This window comes from Micromonospora sp. NPDC047756 (assembly GCF_055587245.1).
The window spans coordinates 119,454-134,329 of record NZ_JBVJGQ010000006.1 but is presented as its reverse complement, the minus strand read 5'-3'; the positions used below and the strand labels follow the sequence as shown (position 1 = coordinate 134,329).

General features: G+C 72.6%; 15 protein-coding genes. 6 read left to right on the top strand and 9 right to left on the bottom strand.

The window, feature by feature from the left end; translation table 11 throughout:
- Window positions 1-244 precede the first annotated feature (244 nt).
- The gene (locus ACZ6NZ_RS20605) at window positions 245-1,450 is read left to right on the top strand and encodes an alpha/beta hydrolase family protein (RefSeq protein WP_465859598.1); all 1,206 of its coding nucleotides are present in this window, start codon (window positions 245-247) and stop codon (window positions 1,448-1,450) included.
- 189 nt (window positions 1,451-1,639) lie between these two features.
- Here ACZ6NZ_RS20605 and mshC read toward each other — a convergent pair whose 3' ends face one another.
- The 6 genes from mshC to ACZ6NZ_RS20575 all read right to left on the bottom strand — a co-directional run bounded on the left by mshC (window position 1,640) and on the right by ACZ6NZ_RS20575 (window position 7,398).
- Window positions 1,640-2,878: a cysteine--1-D-myo-inosityl 2-amino-2-deoxy-alpha-D-glucopyranoside ligase gene (gene mshC / locus ACZ6NZ_RS20600; protein WP_465859597.1), complete on the bottom strand. Its 1,239-nt coding sequence runs from the start codon at window positions 2,876-2,878 to the stop codon at window positions 1,640-1,642.
- A 66-nt stretch (window positions 2,879-2,944) separates the two neighbouring features.
- On the bottom strand, window positions 2,945-3,763 hold the full coding sequence (locus tag ACZ6NZ_RS20595; RefSeq protein ID WP_465859595.1) for an SCO1664 family protein: 819 nt from the start codon (window positions 3,761-3,763) through the stop codon (window positions 2,945-2,947).
- On the bottom strand, window positions 3,760-4,344 hold the full coding sequence (locus tag ACZ6NZ_RS20590) for a DUF3090 domain-containing protein (protein WP_465859593.1): 585 nt from the start codon (window positions 4,342-4,344) through the stop codon (window positions 3,760-3,762). Before ACZ6NZ_RS20590 ends, ACZ6NZ_RS20595 begins: the two co-directional genes overlap by 4 nt.
- Before the next feature lie 157 nt (window positions 4,345-4,501).
- The gene (locus ACZ6NZ_RS20585; RefSeq protein WP_465859592.1) at window positions 4,502-5,215 is read right to left on the bottom strand and encodes an MSMEG_4193 family putative phosphomutase; all 714 of its coding nucleotides are present in this window, start codon (window positions 5,213-5,215) and stop codon (window positions 4,502-4,504) included.
- Window positions 5,216-5,512: 297 nt separating this feature from the next.
- Window positions 5,513-6,349: an undecaprenyl-diphosphate phosphatase gene (locus tag ACZ6NZ_RS20580; protein ID WP_366611222.1), complete on the bottom strand. Its 837-nt coding sequence runs from the start codon at window positions 6,347-6,349 to the stop codon at window positions 5,513-5,515.
- Window positions 6,346-7,398: an LLM class F420-dependent oxidoreductase gene (locus ACZ6NZ_RS20575; RefSeq protein WP_465859590.1), complete on the bottom strand. Its 1,053-nt coding sequence runs from the start codon at window positions 7,396-7,398 to the stop codon at window positions 6,346-6,348. Before ACZ6NZ_RS20575 ends, ACZ6NZ_RS20580 begins: the two co-directional genes overlap by 4 nt.
- Before the next feature lie 186 nt (window positions 7,399-7,584).
- Between ACZ6NZ_RS20575 and ACZ6NZ_RS20570 the strand changes: the two genes are divergently transcribed.
- Complete coding sequence (locus tag ACZ6NZ_RS20570; RefSeq protein ID WP_112587412.1) at window positions 7,585-8,556, top strand: aldo/keto reductase; 972 nt, start codon at window positions 7,585-7,587, stop codon at window positions 8,554-8,556.
- A 230-nt stretch (window positions 8,557-8,786) separates the two neighbouring features.
- Here ACZ6NZ_RS20570 and ACZ6NZ_RS20565 read toward each other — a convergent pair whose 3' ends face one another.
- The gene (locus ACZ6NZ_RS20565) at window positions 8,787-9,707 is read right to left on the bottom strand and encodes a hypothetical protein (RefSeq protein ID WP_465859587.1); all 921 of its coding nucleotides are present in this window, start codon (window positions 9,705-9,707) and stop codon (window positions 8,787-8,789) included.
- Window positions 9,708-10,404: 697 nt separating this feature from the next.
- Here ACZ6NZ_RS20565 and ACZ6NZ_RS20560 point away from each other — a divergent pair.
- Complete coding sequence (locus ACZ6NZ_RS20560; RefSeq protein WP_053655860.1) at window positions 10,405-10,596, top strand: DUF5703 family protein; 192 nt, start codon at window positions 10,405-10,407, stop codon at window positions 10,594-10,596.
- A gap of 51 nt (window positions 10,597-10,647) precedes the next feature.
- Here ACZ6NZ_RS20560 and ACZ6NZ_RS20555 read toward each other — a convergent pair whose 3' ends face one another.
- Window positions 10,648-11,310, bottom strand: coding sequence for a hypothetical protein (locus tag ACZ6NZ_RS20555; protein WP_465859585.1), 663 nt, complete (start codon window positions 11,308-11,310; stop codon window positions 10,648-10,650).
- 58 nt (window positions 11,311-11,368) lie between these two features.
- Entirely contained in the window at window positions 11,369-12,697 is a 1,329-nt protein-coding gene (locus ACZ6NZ_RS20550) for a M20/M25/M40 family metallo-hydrolase (RefSeq protein WP_465859583.1), read from the bottom strand.
- A 148-nt stretch (window positions 12,698-12,845) separates the two neighbouring features.
- Here ACZ6NZ_RS20550 and ACZ6NZ_RS20545 point away from each other — a divergent pair, with 148 nt between their 5' ends.
- The 3 genes from ACZ6NZ_RS20545 (at window position 12,846) to ACZ6NZ_RS20535 (ending at window position 14,828) form a co-directional block, all read left to right on the top strand.
- Entirely contained in the window at window positions 12,846-13,457 is a 612-nt protein-coding gene (locus ACZ6NZ_RS20545) for a hemerythrin domain-containing protein (protein WP_366611217.1), read from the top strand.
- Between the two features lie 84 nt (window positions 13,458-13,541).
- Entirely contained in the window at window positions 13,542-14,522 is a 981-nt protein-coding gene (locus ACZ6NZ_RS20540; protein ID WP_366611215.1) for a LysR family transcriptional regulator, read from the top strand.
- 60 nt (window positions 14,523-14,582) lie between these two features.
- Window positions 14,583-14,828 carry a hypothetical protein gene (locus tag ACZ6NZ_RS20535; protein ID WP_366611213.1) on the top strand — a complete coding sequence of 82 codons (246 nt, stop codon included), beginning with the start codon at window positions 14,583-14,585 and terminating at the stop codon, window positions 14,826-14,828.
- The last annotated feature ends 48 nt before the right edge of the window (window positions 14,829-14,876 follow it).

Sequence of the window (14,876 nt, the reverse complement as noted above, 5' to 3'; positions counted from 1 at the left end):
CGCTCCGCCCCCGCTCCGCCCCGCGATCTTGCGCTTTCGGTCGCCTTTTTGCCTGTTCTGCACCTTTCGCTGGGACAGAAACTGCAAGATCGGCGCGATGGGGGCGCGCGTGGGTGCCCCTGAGTAGCTCACCCTTGTCGAGACGCGTCGTCGTCGCTGCATCTATACACTCGGTATATATACTGCGGTTATATAGACGGCCGGGCGGGCCGGTTCCGGCGTCGGGCGACCCAGGGGAGGATCAATGCCAACCGCGAAACCTGTTGGTGCACGGGGGATCACGCGCCGTGGCCTTGTCGGAGCCGCGCTGGCGGTCGGGGCCGGCGTACCGTCGGGCGTCGCTGGCCGCGTCACGGCGGCGACCGCCGATGCGGGCCCGGCCCGGCTCACTCTCCCCCGGCCGACCGGGCCGTTCCGCGTGGGTGTGGTGCCGTTGCATCTGCTCGACCGGTCGCGGCCGGAACCGCTGGCGGGGCCGGGGCGGTATCGGGAACTGATGATCAGCATCTGGTACCCCGCCCGGAACGAGCGGCACTACCCGCGCTCCCCGTGGATGACGGCCGCCTCGATGCGCGTGCTGCTGGAATCCGCAGGCTTCGACCCCCACGCCGCCCTGGCGCCGTTGACGGCCGGGCACGAGGGTGCCCCGGTGCGGCACTCGGGCCGGCGGTTGCCGGTGGTGCTGTACTCGCACGGCGCCGGCAGCCACCGTTCGGACACCACCATCGTGGTGCAGGAACTCGCCAGCCACGGGTACGCGGTGGTCACCGTGGACCACACGTACGACGGATTCAGCGAATTCCCCGACGGCCGGGTCACCGTCCAGGAGGAAGACGTCGACTCCACCCCGTGGACCTACACCAGGGACGTCCGATTCGTCCTCGATCAGATCTGCGACCTCGCCGCCGGGGGCAACCCCGACGTCAACCACGCGCCACTGCCGACCGGGCTGGGCGCCGCCCTCGACCTGAGTCGGATCGGCATGTTCGGCTGGTCGAAGGGCGGCACCGCGACGGCCCTGACCATGGGCACCGACCGACGGGTCCGGGCCGGGCTGAGCCTGGACGCCCCGATGGTGTCGCAGCCGATGCCCACCACTGACCTGTACCGGCCGTTCATGCTGATGACTGTGGACGAAACCCGGGCCGCGGAGCCCGCCGTCGCCGAGTTCTTCACGCACCTACGGGGATGGCGACTCAACATCCAGACCGCCGAAGCGATCCACTCGTCCCACACCGACAACCAGTGGCTCGTGCCGCAACTGGCGAAGCTCATCGGCATGAGCGACGAAGACCTCGTGACCTGGGTCGGAACGCTCGACCCCGCCCGCGCGGTCCGCATCGGGCAGGCGTACCCGCTGGCATTCTTCGACCTGCACCTGCGGCACCGGGGCGGCCACCTACTGGACGGCCCGAGCCGGTCCTTCCCCGAGGTGGCGTTCATTCCGTGACCCGATCGTCCACGCCGTGCGGGGGTGCCCCGACCCCGGCCCCGGCTCCGGCCCCGGCTCCGGCCCCGGCCCCGGCCTGGTCCTGAGCCGAGCCGTTCAATCGACTCGGCTTCCTGGAAGTCGGGGCGTCGCACCGCCCCTTCCCCGGAACCGAGTCGATCAACGGGCGCGCGAACCGACGCGCACGGGCTAGAGGCGGATGCCCAGGAGGGCGTCGACCGTGGTCGCGAAGAGAGCAGGCGCTTCGGGGTCGTCGGTGGCACCGGCGAGGGTCGCCTCGGCCCAGCGATCGGCCGCGGCCAGGGCTCCGGGGGTGTCCAGGTCGTCGGCCAGACGTGCGCGTACCTCGGCCAGCAGCTCGGCCCCGGACGGCCCGGCGGGCGCGGCGGCGGCCCGCCGCCAACGGTCCAGGCGCTCGTGCGCGGCGGTGAGCAGGTCGTCGGTCCAGGTGCGGTCGCTGCGGTAGTGCCCGGAGATCAACGCCAGCCGGATCGCCATCGGGTCGACCTTGTCGGCGCGCAGCCGGGACACGAAGACCAGGTTGCCGCGGGACTTGGACATCTTCTCGCCGTCCAGACCGATCATGCCGGCGTGGACGTAGTGCTCGGCGAACGGCGCCTGGCCGGTGAGCCGCTCGGCGTGCGCGGCGGAGGCCTCGTGGTGCGGGAACAGCAGGTCGTTGCCGCCGCCCTGCACGTCGATCCGGTCACCGAGCAGGTTGAGCGCGATCACCGCGCACTCGATGTGCCAGCCGGGGCGGCCCGGGCCCAGCTCGCCGCCCGGCCAGGACGGCTCGCCCTCGCGGGCGCCGCGCCACAGCAGCGGGTCCAGTGGGTCGCGCTTGCCGGCCCGGTCGGGGTCGCCACCGCGCTCGGGGAAGATCTCCAGCATCTGCTCGCGGCTCAGGTTCGACTCGTAGCCGAAGCGGGGCGTCGCGGAGATGTCGAAGTAGACGTCGCCGGTACCGTCGTCGAGCCGGTACGCGGCACCGTCCTTGAGCAGCACCTCGACCTTGTCGGCGATGTCCGGAATCGACTCGACGGCACCCACGTAGTGCGCCGGCGGGATGATCCGGAGCGCCTCCATGTCCTCCCGGAACAGCGCCGTCTCGCGCATCGCCAGGACCACCCAGTCCTCGCCGTCGCGGGCGGCCCGCTCCAGCAGCGGGTCGTCGATGTCGGTGACGTTCTGCACGTAGCGCACCGGGCGGCCGGCGTCGCGCCACATCCGCTGCACCAGATCAAACGTGATCATGGTGGCGGCGTGGCCGAGGTGGGTGGCGTCGTACGGGGTGATGCCGCAGACGTACATGCTGCCCGCGTCGGCCGGCTCACTCGGGTGGACACCCTGCCGCGCCGAGTCGTACAACGCCAGTGGCTCGCCCCTGCCCGGCAGCCGTGGCACCTCGTGTCCCGCCCAAGACTCCATGGGATCAGCCTAGCCAGGCCGGCGGCAACGCCGGAGCGCCCCACGGGTGATCAAGATGACAGCGGGTCACATGGGTGGCCAGGGCATCGCCGGCCAGTCCTCCGGGGGCTGCGGGAAGCAGCCGGTCTCGCGCAACCGGTCGACCCGGGCGGCCACCTCGGTCACCTCGCTGATCGTCAGATGGTCGGCCAACTCCGCCCCGAGCGCGCCGCCGACCTGATCGGCCAGCGCGTCGAGCATCTCCACGGCGTCCGTGGGCAGCCGCTTACCGGCCCAACCCCACAGCACCGTGCGCAGCTTGTCCTCCACGTGGAAGCTCACCCCGTGGTCCACGCCGTAGATCCGGTCGTCGGCCCCGACGAGCACGTGACCGCCCTTACGGTCGGCGTTGTTGAGCACCGCGTCGAGCACCGCGAGCCGGGCCAGCCGTGGGTCGTCGGCGTGGGCGAGGGCGTACGCGGCGCCGTCGTCGTCCCGGGCCGCGGCGATCGGGATCCAGCGTGGCGGCAGTTCCCCGGCGGGCAGGAAACCGACAAGTGGTTCGGCGTCCTCCGGCTCGTCGATCCACAGCTGGCAGGAGCCGGGGCCGAACGGGCCGTCCCGCAACACCGTGGGGGGTACCAGATCCCATCCGGTGGCTCGGGAGACCAGGTACGCCGAGACCTCCCGGCCGGCCAGGGTGCCGTCGGGGAAGTCCCAGAGGGGGCGCTCGCCACGGACCGGCTTGTAGACGCAGCGGGCGGTCAACCCGTCCAGGGTCAGGATGCCTCGCAGCGTCGTGTTCGACGCGTCGACCAGCCGACCTTCCAGGTCGAGGACGCCGTCACGCAGCAGCCGCAGCGCGGCGTCGCCGTCCTGGCGAGGCTGGAGGCCGGACGAGGTCACCGGTGATAGCCGTTGTGCCGCGGGCAGAGGTGCCCGGCGGGGTCCAACGGTTGGCCGCAGAGCGGGCACGGTGGCCGGCCCGCGTTGACCACTCGCCGGGCCCGCTCGATGAACTGGCGGGTCGCCTGGGGAGTGAGCCGGACCCGGAGCCGATCCAGGTCCTCGTCCGGCTCGTCGTCCTCGTCGTCGTCCTCGTCGTCGTCGTCCTCGTCGCCGAGCTCGACCTCGGGCTCCACCTCGCCCGCCGCGATCGCCTCGATCACCACGGTCGCGGTGTCGACGTCGAAGGCCAGCCCGAGCGTCCCGACCCGGAACTCCTCGTCGACCGGAGTGTCCAGTGGCTCGTTGTCGCCGATCACCGGCGCCAGCTCGGGCAGGTCCACCCCGAAGCGACGCTGCGCCTCGGTGAGCAGCTCCTCGAGCTTCTCGGCGAGCAGGGACACCTGGACCTTCTCCAGCGCGACGCTGACCAGCCTGCCGCCGCCGCGGGCCTGCAGGAAGAACGTGCGCTCCCCCGGCGGTCCGACAGTCCCGGCGACGAACCGCTCCGGCGGTTCGAAGGCGTGCACCTGGTGGGTCATACCCACGACCCTATCCGGCCCGCCCTGGCGTCGCGCACCCCACCGACGCGAATCGCCGCGTCGGCGGCGCGCCCGGTGTACCAGGGGTTACACCCGGGCGTGGCGGGCCTTGTGGCCTGCGTCGACGCCCGGGCCGGGGACGCTGTCGTGACGGGCCTCACCGGGACGCACCCGCTCCGCCGCCGACGGCCGCGTCCGAGTCGGCCATGCGGCTCGCGCGCCGACGCCGCTTGGCCGGCGGCGGCACCAGCGCCGCCAGGTCGCCACCGGTGTCGTTGAGCCGCACCAGAAACGGACGCAGCGGCGTGAACCGGATCGCCGTCACCGACGCCGGGTCGGCCACGATCCGCTGAAAGGCATCCAGGTGTACGCCGAGCGCGTCCGCCACGATGGCCTTGATCACATCGCCGTGGCTGCAGGCCAACCAGACCGCCTCGGGCCCGTGCTCGGCGTTCACCCGGGCGTCCCAGGAACGCACCGCCGCCACGGCACGGGCCGCCATCGCCGCCATCGCCTCGCCATCCGGAAAGACCGCCGCGCTGGGGTGCTGCTGGACCACCGGCCAGAGCGGCTCCTTGGCGAGTTTCTTCAGCGGCTGCCCCTCCCAACTGCCGTAGTCGCACTCGATCAGCCCGTCCTCGACGATCGGGGCGGCCTGCGGGAGCGCCAACTCCAGGGTCTGCCGGCAGCGGATGAGCGGACTGGTCACCACGGCGGCCAACGGCACCGCCCGCAGGCGCTCGCCGACCGCGGTGGCCTGCGCGCGCCCGGTGTCGTCCAACTCGACCGGTTGCCGACCGGCCAGGCCGCCATCGGCGTTCGCCGTGGTACGGCCGTGTCGCAGAAGCAGAAGGGTCGCCACGGTGACCACCCTATGACCTGGGCCCGACGGCGGGCCGTCGCGGGCTCCGCGCACACCGTGATCAACTCGACTTCCCGGATGTCGGGGTGTCGGGCCGCTGCGGATGCCGCGACTCCCGGAAACCCGAGTGGATCATGCCGGGCCGGCAGGCGAGCCGCCTGCCGGCTGCGGGCCAGCCAGCAGGCTGCGGGCCAGCCAGCAGGCTGCGGGCCAGCCAGCAGGCTGCGGGCCAGCCAGCAGGCTGCGGGCAGCAGACGGCCCCCGGTTCCGCTCGCGGGCGGGGCCGGGGGCCGTCGACAGGGCCGGTCAGGTGGCGTCGATCGTGCCGGTCATTAGCAGGGCCAGGACCAGGGTGCCCAGCGCGACCCGGTACAGCACGAAGACGTACAGGGTGTGGTGGGCGACGTAGCGCAGCAGCCAGGCGATGGCCGCGTAGCCGACGCCGAACGCGATCAGGGTGGCCACGATCGTCTGGGCCACGGTCGGCACGGACGTGCCCGGGGCGGACGGTTCGAAGACGTCCCCGAGGCTGAACACCCCGGACATCACCACCGCCGGGATGGCCAGCAGGAACGAGTACCGGGCCGCCGCCTCCCGGGTCAGGTTGAGCAGGAGTCCGGCGGTGAGCGTGCCGCCGGAGCGGGACACACCGGGGACCAGCGCCATCGCCTGGGCGAAGCCCATCACGATGCCGTCCTTCATCCGGAAGTTCTCCAGGGTGCGGGTCTGCCGCCCCCAGTACTCGGCGAACGCCAACACGAACGCGAACACGATCAGCGTGGTCGCCACCACCCACAGATTGCGCCCGGCGGTCTTGATCTGGTCCTTGAACACGAAACCGAACAGTCCGATCGGGATCGAGCCGACGATGACGTACCAGCCCATCCGGTAGTCGAGGCTGGAGCGGACCGACTTGTCCCGGATGCCCACCAGCCAGGTCCGGGTGATCCGCCAGATGTCCTTGGCGAAGTAGATCAGCACTGCCGCTTCGGTGCCGAGCTGGGTGACCGCGGTGAACGACGCGCCGGCGTCACGGTCGAAGAAAATCGCCGAGGTGATCCGCAGATGCCCCGACGAGCTGACCGGAAGGAACTCGGTCAGTCCCTGGACGATGCCCAGGACGATGGCCTCGACCCAGGTCACTCGCCGACTCCCGAAAGGTCGAGAGCCTCGGCGACGGTACGCAGGGTCTGCACACCGCTGTCCCGGTCGGCCACGAAGAGGGTCACCGACAGCGTGGTCACCCCGGCCGCCGCGTACTCCCGCATCCGTTCGGCGATGCGCTCCTTCGGGCCGAGCAGCGAGGTGCGGTCGATGAACTCCATGGGCACGGCCGCGGCGGCGTCACGCTGCCGCTTGGCCAGGTACAGGTCCTGCACCTCGCGGGCGGCGTCGCCGTAGCCCATCCGGGTGGCGAGCTGGTTGTAGAAGTTCTGCTGCCGGCTGCCCATACCGCCCACGTAGAGCGCGGCGTACCAGCGGACGAGTTCGGCGCAGGAGGCCACGTCGTCGCCGATCACCACGGGCACCGACGGCACCACGTCGAACCCGGCCAGCTCCTTGCCAACCTTGGCCCGCCCGGCGTGCACCGAGGCGAGCTGCTCCTCGGCGAACTCCGGAGCGTAGAACACCGCCAGCCAGCCGTCGGCGATCTCGCCGGCCAGCTCCAGGTTCTTCGGGCCGACCGCGGCCAGGTAGATCGGTATGTGCTCGCGCGGTGGGTGGAAGCCCAGTCGCAGGGCCTTGCCCGGGCCGTCCGGCAGCGGCAGCGTGTAGTGCTCGCCGTCGTACGCCACCTCCTTGCGGGCGATGGCCAGCTTGACGATGTCGACGAACTCGCGGGTCCGGGCCAGCGGCTTGGCGAAGCGCACACCGTGCCAGCCCTCGGAGACCTGCGGGCCGGAGACACCCAGGCCGAGGCGGAACCGGCCGCCGGAGAGCGCGTCGATGGTGGCGGCGGTCATGGCGGTGGCCGCCGGCGTACGGGCGGGGATCTGCATCACCGCCGCGCCGACGTCGATCCGTTCGGTCTGGCCGGCCATCCAGGCGAGCATGCTGGGCGAGTCGGAGCCGTACGCCTCCGCCGCCCACACCACCGAGTAGCCCAGCCGGTCCGCCTCCTGGGCCAGCGCCAGGTGGTCGGCCGGTGTGCTCCACGCCGTCTGGTATCCGAGACTGAGCCCGAGTCGCACTGGTCCTCCCCCATCCGTGGCACAGGTCGCCCCAGGTTACGCAATGCCGATAACGGACTCGATCACCGGCTCGACACCTTTGATCCCCCCTCCATCAAGGCAGCTCGGGGCGGCGGAACCGGCAGAACCGGCAGAGATACGGGAGCGAGGATATCGGTGGCGGCAGGTTCGAAATAAGGTTCACCCATGCAACAGCGACCGCTCGGCCGAAGCGGGCTGGCGGTTTCGCGGCTCGCGCTCGGCACCATGACCTGGGGCCGGGACACCGACGCCGACGATGCGGCCGCTCAGCTCAAGAGTTACCTCGACGCGGGTGGCAACCTGATCGACACCGCCGACGTGTACGGCGACGGCGACGCCGAGTCGGTGATCGGCTCGCTGCTGGGCTCCCTCGTCCCGCGCGAGGAGCTGCTGATCGCCACCAAGGCGGGATTGCGCCCCGGCAGCGGGCGACGCCGGGACGGTTCCCGGGGGCACCTGCTGCGCACGTTGGACGCGTCGCTACGCCGGCTCGGCACCGACCACGTCGACCTGTTCCAGGTGCACGGGTACGACCCGGACACCCCCCTCGAAGAGACCCTGGCCGCCCTGGACCACGCGGTGGCCAGCGGCAAGGTTCGCTACGTCGGGGTGTCGAACTTCTCCGGCTGGCAGACCGCACGGGCCGCCGCCTGGCAGACCGCCTGGCCGGGGCGGGCGCCGGTGGTCGCGTCCCAGGTGGAATATTCGCTGCTGGAGCGCGGCGTCGAGCGGGAGGTGCTGCCCGCGTGCGACGCGCTCGGCCTCGGCGTGCTGCCCTGGTCGCCGCTGGGGCGGGGCGTACTCACCGGCAAGTACCGGCACGGCCGTCCGGCCGACTCCCGGGCAGCGTCGCCGCACTTCGAGCGGTTCGTCTCGACCTACCTGGAGCCGCGCTGCTCCAGCATCGTGGAGGCGGTGGCGACCGCGGCCGGTGGGCTGGGGGTGTCTCCGCTGGAGGTGGCGTTGGCCTGGATCCGCGACCGGCCGGGCGTGACCGCGCCGATCCTCGGCGCGCGCACGGTCGGGCAGTTGCTCGGCGCGCTCGCAGTGGAGCGGATCACCCTGCCCGAGGAGATCACCACCGCGCTGGACGACGTCTCCGCGGTGCCGGTCGGCTACCCCGAACGCGACGGCTGACCATCCGGCCGGGTCAGGCTGGCCCCCGCGGGCCAGGTCAGGGCCGGGCACGCGGGCCAGGTCAGGGCCGGGCACGCGCGCCGGGCCAGGGCCGGGCACGCGCGCCGGACCAGGGCCGGGCACGCGCGCCGGACCAGGGCCGGGCACGCGCGCCGGACCAGGGCCGGGCACGCGCGCCGGGCCAGGGCTGACTTCTGGGTCAGCGGCCTGGCTGGTTCCGCCTGGCCGGCTCAGGGTTGAGGGCGTCGCCCGGGGAGGTCGTGGATCGCGGTCAGAAAGCGCGACTGGTCGTCGCGGAGCGCCGGCTGGGTGAGCCGGATCCACGAGCCGTCGTCGAAGACGATCGTGGACGTCAGCTGCACGAGCCCGGTCGCGCCGCGCTCCGAGTCGACCCGGGCCACCCGCTCGCGTCGCACACTCCACAGCACCCGAGGTTGCCGTCGGTCGGGCCGGTCGGCGTCCGGACGGGGCCCCATCCGCAGCAGGTGCAGGTGGGTATCGGTCACCGCCAGCGGAGTGCCGCTGTAGCGCTCCAGGAAGAGCAACAGGCTGCCGGCGAGGGTGGCGAGGTCGCCGCTGAACACGAACCGGCGACGGTAGGCGATCTCGGCGAGCTGCTCGGCCAGCGGGCGGTACAGGCTGAGACGGAACAGGGCGCGGAACGCCTCCTGCTCCTCGGTGAGCGGGACGGGATCCCGCTGCGCCCGCTGGTGTGGTGCGGCCGGCTCCGATCCGGCCGGCTCAGGCCCGGCCGGCTCTGGCACACCGGCGGCGACGGCACCGGCCTTGCCGGGCAGCAGCAGCACGCCCGCGGCCAGCCGGACCGGCGTCAGCACCGCGTCCACCCAGACCACCGGGTTGACGATGTTGAGTAACCCGAACAGCACCTTCGGATCGAGCGAGTCGACGAACTCGTCGGCCATCACATCGGCCAGCTGCCGACCGGCCTTGTGGGTCTGCGGGGCGCGGACCGGGCCGAGCCCCACATAGCGCAGCTCCTGCCCCGCTAGCAGGGGCGCGACGAGAGCACGTTCGGGTTCGTCGCTGGTGCGGAACTCGTCGCGCAGCTCACGGGCCTTGTCCCGGGCTGCCCGCGCGCCGTCGAGCACCGCGTCGCTGAACCGACCGAGCCGGCCACGCTCCCCTGACATCACGCGTACCTCCCTAGCGGCCCGCCGGCTGACCCGCCGGTGGCGGCCCGGAGACATTCTGCTCGACCCAGTCCGCCCCGCCCCGCCCACACCGTCTGGTCGACCTGTCCGCTACCGGGAACAGAAAGCCGGCCGGTCAATGCGACCGTCCGCCACCCGACACCCTGGACGACGAATTCCGGCAAGTCCACGGCACGCGGGTCGCCCAGCCCCACCCACCCGCGAAGCCCCCGGCCCCGACTCTCTGCCCGTGCCCCACCACCGTGCCCCACCAGCGCGCCGTCGATCATGGAGTTGTGGTGCCCGATCGAGCCAGATAACAGGCCTTTTGTCACCCACCACAACTCCATGATCGACGGGGGGTCGGCGGGAGACGCGCGCGGCGGGGTGGGGTTCGAGGGCGGCCGCGTCGATCTTGCAGTTTCTGTTGCCGTTTCAGTGCGGCATGACCGTTTTGTCACGACAGAAAGTGCAAGATCGGCGCGGCTCGGGGCTGGGCGGGGGGCGGCGCGAACCCGGTCAGCCCGGCTGGGGGGTGGGCAGGGCGCGGGGCGGTGTGGAAACGAGCAGCGCGGCGAGGGGGCGGGCAGGGCGCCGGGGGGCGGCGCGACCGAGCAGCGCGGCGAGGGGCGGGTGGCGTTGTTGGTCACCCTGGAGGGGGTGGCAAACGGTCGCTGGGCTGGGCAGCATGGAGGGCATGGACTACGAGTACGCGCCACTGCGGCTGCCGCCGAACGTCGACCGGTTGACCGCAGCGGCGCAGTTGGCGATCCAGGCGGAGTTCTCCGGATGGGAGTTGGCCCGGGTGCGGCTGTTCCGGGACGGCACACGGCAGGTGGTGCTGCGTCGTCGGCGGGTCAACCAGCCGCAGCCGGGTCTGTCGTACTGACGACCGGGCGGTGCCGCCCGAGGCCGGAGTCGGCCCCGGGCGGCACCCGGCCTAGTGCTGGTGCCCGGCGTGGTCGTGATCGTCGTCGAGCTCCAGGAACGGGTGCTCGTCGAGCCGACCGACCAGCCGGTCGTCGGCAGCCGGCTGGAACGGGCCGACCGCGTCGTCGTCGTCGAACGACTCCAGGTCGACCGGGGTGCCCACCTCGCTGACCATGACCACCCCGTCGAGCGGCTCCAACTCGGGGACGTCCAACGCGCCGAGCGAGCCGTCACCACTTTGCAGCAGCTCCAGCACCGCCTCGCCGACGCCCTCCACCGGCGCCGGCTCGTCGTCCTCCGGGGTGCCCTCGCGGCGGGCCGCCTCGGCCACCCGCAGCAGCGCGGCGACGCTCGGCACCCGGTAGTCGCGACGCTGACGCACCGAGATCACCCGGGGGTGCGGGTCGCTGGCCTCGGTACCCTCGCCGCCGCCGAACCGCTCGTCGGCCTCGTCCGGGTCGATCGAGTCGACATCCCACGGCGTCACCTCGCCGAAGGCGTCGAGCAGCCGCTCGTCGTACGCGAAGGAGGCGTTGTTCAACGCCACGTACGCCTGCCAGACGTCGTCGTCGTCGACGCGGCCCTGCGCGGCGCGTACGGCGGCCAGGTGGTGGCGGGCCGCTTCGATCACCCGCTCGAGAGCGGCGTCCAGCTCACCATGCTGGTCGGTCATGTGGGGCAGTCCCTTCACGATGGGGAGGTTGCGCGCCGGCGGCCACCGCCGGACGCGACTAGCAGGTGCGGAGGAACCGGTCGAGAACCCGCACGCCGAACTGTAGTCCGTCGACCGGAACGCGCTCGTCGATGCCGTGGAACAACGCGGAGAAGTTCAGGTCGGCGGGCAGTTGGAGCGGGGCGAACCCGAAGCAGCGGATGCCGAGCTGCGAGAACGCCTTGGCGTCGGTGCCTCCGGAGAGCATGTACGGGACGGGCCGCGCCCCCGGGTCCTCCGCGCGCAGGGCCGCCGACATGGCCTCGACCAGGTCACCGTCGAAGGTGGTCTCCAGGGCCGGCTGCCGCTGGATGTACTCGATCGCGATGTCCGGGCCGACCAGCTCGCGCAGTTGCTGCTCCAGCAGCTCGGACTGGCCGGGGAGGCTGCGGCAGTCGATGGTGGCGGTGGCCCGGCCGGGAATGACGTTGTCCTTGTAGCCGGCGCTCAACCGGGTCGGGTTGGCGGTGTTGCGGATGGTCGCCCCGATGATGTTGGCGATGGGGCCGAGCTTGGCGATCGCCGCCTCCGGGTCGTCCGGGTCCAGCTCGATGCCGAGCAGGTCGGAGACCTCGGTGAGGAAGGCCCGCACGGTGTCGGTGACCACCACCGGGAAGCGGTGCCGGCCGATCCGGGCGACCGCCTCGGCGAGCGCGGTGACGGCGTTGTCGTCGTGCATCATCGAGCCGTGCCCGGGGCGGCCCTTGGCGTGCAGCCGCAGCCAGTCGATGCCCTTCTCGGCGGTCTCGATGAGGTAGAGCCGCTGGCTGTCGTTGACCGAGTAGGAGAAGCCGCCGACCTCGCCGATCGCCTCGGTGCAGCCGTCGAAGAGGTCGCGGTGGTTGTCGACCAGGAAGTGCGCGCCGTACTCGCCGCCGGCCTCCTCGTCGGCGGTGTAGGCCAGCACGATGTCGCGCGGCGGGCGTACGCCGGTGCGCTGCCAGTGCCGCACCACGGCGAGCACCATCGCGTCGAAGTCCTTCATGTCGATGGCGCCCCGGCCCCAGAGGTAGCCGTCGCGCAGCTCGCCGGAGAACGGGCCCACCGACCACTCGTCGGCGTCGGCGGGCACCACGTCCAGGTGGCCGTGCACCAGCAGCGCGCCCCGGCTCGGGTCGGCGCCCGGGATGCGGGCCACCACGTTCGCCCGGCCCGGCGCGGACTCGTGCAGGACGGACTCCACCCCCACCTCGGCGAGCTTCTCCGCCACGTACTCGGCCGCGCGGCGCTCGCCGGCGCTGGTGTCGTTGTCACCGGTGTTCGTGGTGTCGATGCGCAGCAGGTCGCGGCAGAGGTCCACGACCTCTGCGGTGGGGTCGGGCAGGGCGGAGGCGGCATCGCTCGTCATCGCCTCTTCATACCAGCCCAGGCCGCTCGACCGGCCGGCGCGGGTGGACGCATCGACGGGTCGGTTTCGCGTCGGTCGCGTTCGGGTACCGCCGCCCACGACCGAACGTCCCTGCCGGAGCTTCCGCCCGCCAGTCGAGGAGGGCACCATGTCCGCTGTTCCCCTGCCGCCGCTGCCGCCCGCGCCCGCACCCGAGGAGGGCTACCGACCCGCCGGTCGTAGCATCGCCGACATCGTCGACCGGGAGCACCGGCAACTGCTGGCGCTGCTGGATCAGCTCTCTGGCCCGGACACCACGCCGCAGGAGGGGTTGGCGGTGCTCACCGCCGCGCTGTCGCGACACCTGTCCGCCGAGGAGCAGTACCTGCTGCCGGCGGTCCGCGCGGCGCTGCCGGCGGCCACCGAGCGGGTCGATGCGGAGATCAGCGCCGACGCGGCTCTGCTGAGCGCCCTGAAGGGGCTGACGGACGAGGCGCTGACCGAGGTCGCCGAGCGGGTCCGCCGGCATGTCGAGGGGGTTGGCGCGCTGGTCACCGAGCTCCGCGCGGTCGCGACCGAGGAGGAGCTGATCCGGCTAGGCAACCGGTTGGAGATCGCCGAGGAGGCCGCGCCGACCCGACCGCACCCGGGCACGCCGGCCACTCCTCCGTGGAACCGCATCGTGGAGCCGGCGGTCGGGGTCGTGGACAAGGTCCTCGACGCGGTGACCCGGCGGCCGACGTACCTGGCGGACCTGCCGGAGCCGCCGCGCGAGCGGTGACCCGGCGACCGCCGGCACTGCATTCATTATCACCGATCCGCTCGGGCTATTCCGCCAGCAGACGCGTAGTCCTACCGTCACCCTATGAACCTGGAGCTGCGTCACCTGCGGGTGGTCTGCGCGATCGCGGAGACGGGAAGTGTGACGAAGGCGGCCTCGGCGCTCGGCCTGGCCCAGCCGGCGCTCACCGCCCAGCTCCAACGCATCGAACGGACACTGGGCGGCCCGCTGTTCGACCGGGACCGGCGCGGGGCTCGACCCACCGCGCTCGGTGAGCTGGTGCTGGCCCGCGCCCGGGTGCTGCTGCCGGCGATGAAGGGGCTGCAGGACGAGGCCGCCCGGCTGGCCGGGGCGGGCGACGCGCCGCCGTGCTACCGGTTCGGCGGGGTGAACAGCCCGATCCTGGGTCGGCTGGTGCACCGGTTGGCGGCCGAGCAGCCGCCCGCCCAGATCACCACGTACGCGTCGTGGTCGGTGGACGAGTTGGCGCAGTTGGTGGCCGGCGGTCGGCTGGACTTCGCGCTGGCCGGGGTGTGCGGGGACGCCAGTCCGTCGGCCGGGTTCGGGTTGAGCTGGCAGGAGGTGGCCGTCGACCCGGTGCTGGTGCTGCTGCCGGAGACCCATCCTCTCGCGGGGCAGGATGAGGTCCGCCTGGCCGACCTGCGTCATGAGCAGTGGGTCGCCGCGCCGGGTGACGGCTGCTTCGCCGACTGCTTCGCCGCCGCCTGCGCCCGCGCCGGCTTCACCCCCCGCAAGGTGTACGAGACCGACATCCGCGGCTGCGTCGACCTGGTGGAGGCCGGCGTGGCGGTGGCCCTGTGCCAGGCGACGTTCCGTCCGGTCAGTGGTCTGGTCACCCGTCAACTCGCCGGGACGCCGCTGCGCTGGCGCCTGCTGCTCGGCTGGCATCCGGACTCCCCCGCCGCCCAGGGCGCGCAGCTCGTGCTGGAGAGCGCCAAGGCGGCGTACGTCGACTCGTTGGCGCCGCACCCGGCGTACCTGGCCTGGCTGCCCCGCAACCCGGGGTTCGGCGTCCGGCACCCCACCGGGGTACGGCCGGGCTGAGCTGCCGGTATTCCGGGCCGCGGGCGGTGCGAACCGGCGTGGGCCGGGTATCTGGCGAACATGACCGACCTCTACCCGCCCGCCGACGACCGCGAACTGCTGCGCGAGGCGGCTGCCGCGCACACCGCCGCCACCCGTGCGGTGGAGGCGTTCCTGCGCCGCCTGCCGACGGTGCCCGACCCGGCCGACGTGACCGAGTACGCGAATCTGCTCACCCGGGAGGACCAGACCCGGGGTGACCGGGACGCCGCCGCCGACGCGGCGGGTCTGACCATCGCGAGCCTGGAGCCCGACCAGGGCCAGTAGCGCGCCGCGGCGGTGCCGTCCCGGGTTTCGGGACGGCACCGCCGCGGG

Excerpts from the sequence above, each read along its gene's own strand:
- ACZ6NZ_RS20550 (WP_465859583.1), bottom strand. The coding sequence starts at position 12,697 with ATGACGAGCGATGCCGCCTCCGCCCTGCCCGACCCCACCGCAGAGGTC.
- ACZ6NZ_RS20590 (WP_465859593.1), bottom strand. The coding sequence starts at position 4,344 with ATGACCCACCAGGTGCACGCCTTCGAACCGCCGGAGCGGTTCGTCGCC.
- mshC (WP_465859597.1), bottom strand. The coding sequence starts at position 2,878 with ATGGAGTCTTGGGCGGGACACGAGGTGCCACGGCTGCCGGGCAGGGGC.
- ACZ6NZ_RS20540 (WP_366611215.1), top strand. The coding sequence starts at position 13,542 with ATGAACCTGGAGCTGCGTCACCTGCGGGTGGTCTGCGCGATCGCGGAG.
- ACZ6NZ_RS20545 (WP_366611217.1), top strand. The coding sequence starts at position 12,846 with ATGTCCGCTGTTCCCCTGCCGCCGCTGCCGCCCGCGCCCGCACCCGAG.
- ACZ6NZ_RS20555 (WP_465859585.1), bottom strand. The coding sequence starts at position 11,310 with ATGACCGACCAGCATGGTGAGCTGGACGCCGCTCTCGAGCGGGTGATC.
- ACZ6NZ_RS20565 (WP_465859587.1), bottom strand. The coding sequence starts at position 9,707 with ATGTCAGGGGAGCGTGGCCGGCTCGGTCGGTTCAGCGACGCGGTGCTC.
- ACZ6NZ_RS20535 (WP_366611213.1), top strand. The coding sequence starts at position 14,583 with ATGACCGACCTCTACCCGCCCGCCGACGACCGCGAACTGCTGCGCGAG.
- ACZ6NZ_RS20605 (WP_465859598.1), top strand. The coding sequence starts at position 245 with ATGCCAACCGCGAAACCTGTTGGTGCACGGGGGATCACGCGCCGTGGC.
- ACZ6NZ_RS20570 (WP_112587412.1), top strand. The coding sequence starts at position 7,585 with ATGCAACAGCGACCGCTCGGCCGAAGCGGGCTGGCGGTTTCGCGGCTC.
- ACZ6NZ_RS20560 (WP_053655860.1), top strand. The coding sequence starts at position 10,405 with ATGGACTACGAGTACGCGCCACTGCGGCTGCCGCCGAACGTCGACCGG.